The sequence below is a fragment of the candidate division WOR-3 bacterium genome (assembly GCA_039804165.1).
Lineage (GTDB): Bacteria > Hydrothermota > UBA3072 > UBA3072 > UBA3072 > JAFGHJ01.
In genome coordinates this window covers 1-6,233 of sequence record JBDRZZ010000043.1, presented here as the reverse complement: position 1 = coordinate 6,233, position 6,233 = coordinate 1, and the positions used below count along the sequence as shown (strand labels likewise).

Annotated in this window: 6 protein-coding genes; all 6 read right to left on the bottom strand. The window is 35.7% G+C overall.

Going from position 1 to position 6,233, the window contains the following annotated elements:
* Positions 1-32: 32 nt before the first annotated feature.
* Entirely contained in the window at positions 33-413 is a 381-nt protein-coding gene (locus ABIN61_09020) for a hypothetical protein (protein MEO0294343.1), read from the bottom strand.
* Positions 414-421: 8 nt separating this feature from the next.
* The gene (locus ABIN61_09015) at positions 422-1,687 is read right to left on the bottom strand and encodes a hypothetical protein (protein ID MEO0294342.1); all 1,266 of its coding nucleotides are present in this window, start codon (positions 1,685-1,687) and stop codon (positions 422-424) included.
* Between the two features lie 153 nt (positions 1,688-1,840).
* The gene (locus ABIN61_09010; GenBank protein MEO0294341.1) at positions 1,841-3,004 is read right to left on the bottom strand and encodes a hypothetical protein; all 1,164 of its coding nucleotides are present in this window, start codon (positions 3,002-3,004) and stop codon (positions 1,841-1,843) included.
* 24 nt (positions 3,005-3,028) lie between these two features.
* Positions 3,029-3,496, bottom strand: coding sequence for a hypothetical protein (locus ABIN61_09005; GenBank protein ID MEO0294340.1), 468 nt, complete (start codon positions 3,494-3,496; stop codon positions 3,029-3,031).
* Positions 3,456-5,096 (bottom strand): hypothetical protein, encoded by a 1,641-nt coding sequence (locus ABIN61_09000; GenBank protein ID MEO0294339.1) that lies wholly within the window; start codon positions 5,094-5,096, stop codon positions 3,456-3,458. The genes ABIN61_09005 and ABIN61_09000 overlap by 41 nt, the downstream gene beginning before the upstream one ends.
* Before the next feature lie 112 nt (positions 5,097-5,208).
* On the bottom strand, positions 5,209-6,233 hold a 1,025-nt coding region (locus ABIN61_08995; protein MEO0294338.1), incomplete at its 5' end, for a hypothetical protein.

Here is a 6,233-nt window from a genome sequence, read left to right as displayed (position 1 = left end):
TTTTGCCTCCATTTTATTAAAGGTTTAATAACTTAATTCTGAGGCGGTCTATTTGCATCATAATCCCAGTATTTGTTCTTTAAATGAATCACACAGGAATCACAGAAATTTTTACAGTCTATAACCTCATTATTTTCAATTTCTAGTTTATCCATCACACAACAACCTTTAAGCACATGTTTTTTCTTATTTACTTCTTTATACTTATCCGTAAGATGTGCATATTGATGCCCTAATTCGTGAATTGTAGCCATCTTGATAGCAGTCCAGGGATTTGTAATAGATAATTCTTTTAACTTTTTCATAAAAACAAGGGAAAATGAATAATAGGGCCCTTGCACAAAGTAAGTATACCCATAAAACTTCTCTCCTTTATCTCCTTCTGCCCACTTAGCCCCTTCTTCCGCCTCCATCCCTGCCTCTAAATACCAGGGCACAGAAGCAGACTGGGAATAACGTCTGTAATGTCCCTCATTAACTTATCCCACAATTTTGGATACTTCGCTGGAATTATACTATCTCCATAAGTTATCTTCGGGATAACATAACCTTTCTTAAAAGCATTCTCCAAGGAATCTCTCCCTTTAAGAAGACAATCATAATTGTTATTCTGATCCTTCATATACCTATATTCAATCCCCATTTCTTTGAAAGCCATCACAGATACGGTATCCGAACCAAGCATCTCCCCATTTTCGTCCCTCAAATTTAACATAAATTCAATACAACCGTGTCTTACCCCTTCTACCCAGAAATCTATTGAATCATTTACAAAACGAGACTTATTAAGTATCTCTTTTAATTCAATTTGCTCCTTACTATCATTGAATATTACTTCGTCCTTTTCGTCGAATATCCTTACTACTGCCGTATCTTTAAGAACTTCTTCTCCTATTCTATTTACTTTCTTCTCGACAAATTCAATTGTCCCATCTACAAATGTCTCTGGAAGTTCACATTTTAATCTCAGTTTTACCATATCTAAAGTATCCCCACCCTCATCTATTACCTCATTTTTCATATCTGCACCTTTTGGTAATCCGTCATCATCTTCATTTACCAATGTGATTGCTGAAGAATCTTGTATTCTCTCGTTCTTCTCTGAAACAGGGGGGCCGTTTCGTAGGTTAAATACAACAAGATCTACATAAACAATACCTATATCTACACTATCCTTAACTTCTTTATCCTCTTTGTATTTAAGAGTCAACTCCACCTTAAATGGACCCTTTTCCACCTTCACAGTATCCCCCTTATTATCAATTCCCTTCCACCATAATAATTGGTTCCTCTGCTCTTCAACAGTTAAATCCCTTGGACCGTAGACTAAGTTTCCATCCTTATCTTTTATTTCCACCTTCATCCTTATTGGTTTAGGAGAAATGTCAGGGTTGGCGTAATCAGGAGGCTCCAATCTATACTTAATCCTTGCAGAATCAGGTTTATAAGGGTTAAAATACTTGGTAACATTCTCCTCATCTATCTCAAAACTAATCACCCATATAGGTATGGAATCTCTTTTCTCCCCTTCCAAGCCTGTCCCAGAAGCATAAAGATAATGCTTATTAGGAGAATAATCAAAGGCATTTAACTTATAATCTTCTATCCTCGTTTCTGTGGAAAGAACACCTCTACACTCATAGGTTATATCATATTGAACACGAACTGGTATCTCATCACTATTCATTTTAGTCTCACCCTTATAATATATCGAATTCTCCGAAGGGGCAAGGAGGAAAAAGGTTTCAGAATATCTAGACTTCAGGAGTCTCTTAGGAACAAAATTTTAATTAAGTTTTAAATACTCTAATCCAAACCTCCCTTATCCTACCCCAGATATTTAGTTTTTTTTAGTGTTGGGGGTGACTGCTGGTTCGAGGATTTTTCCTTCGGTTCCGGGTTTGATGTAGTATTTAATTAGATGAAAACCATCTCTTAAATTATAACCAATGTAAAAGCTTCCATCTGCCATAAATTTAGTTAGGGGGATAGATTCAACATCTGCTAAACCTTTCTCGAAAACGATCGAGGAACATGAAATCTTTGCTAATAAATTTCCATTTTGGTCATATTTGCGATACATTGGCTCTAAACTTAAGAAAAGATTACCTTTACCATCAACACCACTAAATCCTACTCCTCTTGAAGAAGGAGGCTCAAAATAGATTTTAATCTTTTTGATTTCTACTTCTTGTGAATTCATCTTTGAAACAATAACTGAGGTGTCTGGTGCTGAAGGGCCTTTACCATCTGGGAGCATATTATAAAGATAGCCTTCCTTATCTCTAGGATAAGCTCGTTCTTTTACCCACATAAAGTTGCCACTTCTATCAAACTTAGCAAAAACTTGACCTCCTTTTTCTAATAGCATACCCACAATTATATCCCCATAAATATCAGAACGCACTTGAAAACCTAAAGTCTTAATATCATCAGGTCCATACTGTCCAAATTTATTTATTATTCCTAATAACTTACCATCAGGAGAAAATTTCATTACACCTCTATTTTTTAAACTTACATCAGTAATCGCATAGATATTTCCAGAACCATCAACCGCAATAAGACCTATTTTCTCGTAATAATATTTATTTCCCTGAGACACTACAAATTTCTTTTGGTTAGGATCCCATTCTCTCAATTCCCGGGCTTTTAAAGTAAGAGTTTCCCCTGCAGAAGTCTTTATTTTTATTTCATCGGTTTCTTCCTTCCATAACCCAATTGAACGCAAATATTTCCCAGCCAAAGAATAAACCAATATCTTACTTTTTACTCCATCGGCAACATAAATTTTATCATTCTGAATATCCCAGGCTGTTGCTGCCCGACCAAGCTCAATATGTCCTGTATCACCATTCTCTTTTATCTCATAATAAGGAGGTTTATATCCTAAAAGACTATCTGCATCTCCATAAGGAATAAATAATTCAACTTTATCTACATATTCCTCTGCACTAACAAAGCAAGTGATTATCATTAACATTAAAATTAAAAACTTTTTCATATATCCTCCAATAAACTATTCATTTTACCTATTTGGTTGTCTGAATTCTGTTCTATAAATACGACCAGTTTGATTAAATTGAGTGTGTACAATTGGATATCTGGGTCTATAATCAAGGAGATTATAGAACACTTCTGTGGTCCAACCAGGGTCAGGACAAGCATGAATGAAATTATAAGCATGCCCTAACGTTTGTTCAAACTGTGCATACAGAGGATCATGCCAATCAATCCACCTATAATCCCTTATCATTATAATATGGTCCCATCTACCAGGATCCTCATTAAGCCTGATAATCTTCCCCTGATTAATATCGTAATAACCATCTTCGTCATCATCTTCCGCAAGGTCGTTTGTATATCCAGATTCACCAGGTTGTCTACCCCTTGAATCTTCATCTATTAATCCATCTCCATCATCATCTACTCCCCTCACTCCAGGAAATCCGTCATTATTTGAATCCCCAATAGGGTCTTCTTCCAATCGCCCCATCACCATCTTTATCTATCTTTGGATCAATCCCTGCCCAATCATTCCTCCGGGCATTTACATTGTTTTCAGGGTCCACACCCCCATTGGAGGATGAATAACTCGTTAAAGTAACATATCCATGAGCATCCTGACGATAATTCCTCCATCCATTTAACCATTCAGCAGCATGTATCAACCCTGAACAATCATTGTAATGATAATCTGTTGGGTATAAACGATTTGGAAGTGGATTCGGATTATCAATATATTCAGCATAAGGCACTCCTATAAAAGATTGTGCCCACGCATAAGCGTCATTCTCTACCCCTTTTAAATGAACCATATAACAATCTCTGATACATTCTATACTATCACAGCTAACCTGGTTATAATTCGTAGGTCTACTTTTTACTTCTCCGGGATGCGACTCCATATTCTGGATAGTCTGACCTTCCGCTAAATTAGTAACTCTGATATTATAACGATATGTTCCTGGATTACTGTATGTGTTCGCACTTACTAAACCCTGAGGAACTACTTCCGGTGTAGGTCCAGATTCCTGCGTCCATATACAGTTAAGTTCTCCTAAATTTTCTTGATCCCATATTTCTGGATCAATTTCATATTCATTATACAGCTCAATCCAGTAACTTCTCCTATTTTGGTAATCATAAACCTGAGTCCCATTGTTGGCATGATATGAATTATCATTCCTACATCTCCAAATCCTGATTGGCTCTCCATCCCCAGTATAATATAAAATATCTTCTTGCTCCACTCCACTATTGTCTATCTTCCCTTTTACTACACATCTGTGTGTCAATGTAAGAGGATTATCCTCATCACAAGAAGCAGTAGGAGAAAAAGGAGTATGGGTCCCAAAAACCTTCATAATTTGAGGAACTACATTCACATCCATTAAATGTTCACAAAATGTATATTCTTTACCTTCTCCCTCAAATTTTAATTCACAATAAACACTGAAAGGATTCTCCCTTGGGTCAGCATAATGGCCAGATTCATTTTTTCCAAAAGAAGCATCACATTTACCATCCCACTTAAAAGAACCACTATTAGAAGTTAACTCTTCTGTATATATTGGATTATCAAATAATCCGTCTTTACCATATATCAAAAACTTCTTACTATCAAATGTAAACCAACTGGGTTTTATTTCATAATCGAAACTCAATTTATCATTTTCTCCACCTCTCACAGCCACAATCTTCTTATAAGATGGCTTAATATTATTAACCTTTACAGCAATTAAACTCGAAAGAAATTCCGCAGTTACTTCACCTCCTTTGGTCTTCGCAGAAGCAGCTGCCAGGGAACTTGTTGTGGTCTGTATTTCTTCTTTATATTTCAATTTTATCTCTCCTTTGAAAGGACCTCTCTCAGGGTCCAATGTATCCCCCTTATTATCAATTCCATTCCACCATAATAATTGGTTCCTCTGTTCTTCAACAGTTAAATCCCTTGGGCCGTAGACTGTAACCCCATCCTTATCCTTGATTTCCACCTTCATCCTTATTGGTTTAGGAGAAATATCAGGGTTTGCGTATTCAGGAGGCTCCAATCTATACTTAATTCTTGCCGAATCGGGTTTAGTAAAGTTCATTGAGTTTATCGGGTCTGTTGAGTTTTTTGAGTTCATCTGAAAAATATTTGTTCAATTCTAAACTAAGATTTAAAAACCCTAACAAAGAATTCCCTTATCCTCCCCCAGATGTTTAGTTTTTTTTAGTGTCGACTGGCTCCAATTTTATGTCACTTCTTATTATACAAAGGTCTCTGTAACCAAGACTATCTGGCTCTCCTCGATACTCTAATTTCCACAACTCAAGTGTCTGATTTTTCTTATTGAACCGTAACTCTCCTTTTAACTCTCCTATGTCTAAACCCTCAGGTAAATAATATTCCTTATTATCTAATTTAACTTTATATTTATTACCTTCTTTCTTAAAAGTATAATACTCACCAAAAATCCTAATAGGTTTTTCGCTCCAGATTATCTTCTCCCTTCCATCAGGCATCCTTATCCTTTCTTCAACTATTCCCTCAGGCTCTTTAACTTCTCCAAGATAATTCCCATTGTAATCGTAGTGCAAAAATATTTCTTTGCCATACTTAAGGAAAACACCTTCTTTATTGGTGTATATACGAGCTCCGGGTCTTGGAATAGTCTTTATTGCTACATTCTCCTTTTTCAAAAAAGCTTTTTGGTCCTCCTCGGTCGCCCAGATTTCTTTTAAATTTCCAAGTGAGTCATATTTTAGAAGACAATAATATAGATCAGAAGAAGCACTATATCTGAATAAAATAAAAAAATCCTTTTTATGGCTTACACAAAGATCAAGGATGAAAACATATCCAGCACACCCCAATTTTAATATATCTCTCAAGGAAGCCTTTAATTTATCAGGTATATCTTCTTGCTTCTCTCCTTCTAGATGACGGAACGGTGGATGTAATCCCAAATAATCAATAACATCAACATTTAAAACACCTTCTCTTTTTTTATTTCCTTTTTCATCAATGATATAAAACTTTATGGTGTCTTCCTCACTATCTGGGAGAAAATACACTTCTCCCCAGGGTGTTACCCTTAAAGTATTCTCCCATCTTGGTGAAACTACACTAGGAATTCTATAAATTCTATTATAAAAAAACCTCCAATCAAACATTCTATACTTCCAAACTACTTCCTCGTTAATATCTGTGGCACTTAAAAGCATAAGTAAATATAATATTAACA

Coding starts and splice junctions, on each gene's coding strand:
- ABIN61_09005 (MEO0294340.1), bottom strand. CDS start 3,496: ATGGGGCGATTGGAAGAAGACCCTATTGGGGATTCAAATAATGACGGA.
- ABIN61_09000 (MEO0294339.1), bottom strand. CDS start 5,096: ATGAACTTTACTAAACCCGATTCGGCAAGAATTAAGTATAGATTGGAG.
- ABIN61_09015 (MEO0294342.1), bottom strand. CDS start 1,687: ATGAATAGTGATGAGATACCAGTTCGTGTTCAATATGATATAACCTAT.
- ABIN61_09020 (MEO0294343.1), bottom strand. CDS start 413: ATGGAGGCGGAAGAAGGGGCTAAGTGGGCAGAAGGAGATAAAGGAGAG.
- ABIN61_09010 (MEO0294341.1), bottom strand. CDS start 3,004: ATGAAAAAGTTTTTAATTTTAATGTTAATGATAATCACTTGCTTTGTT.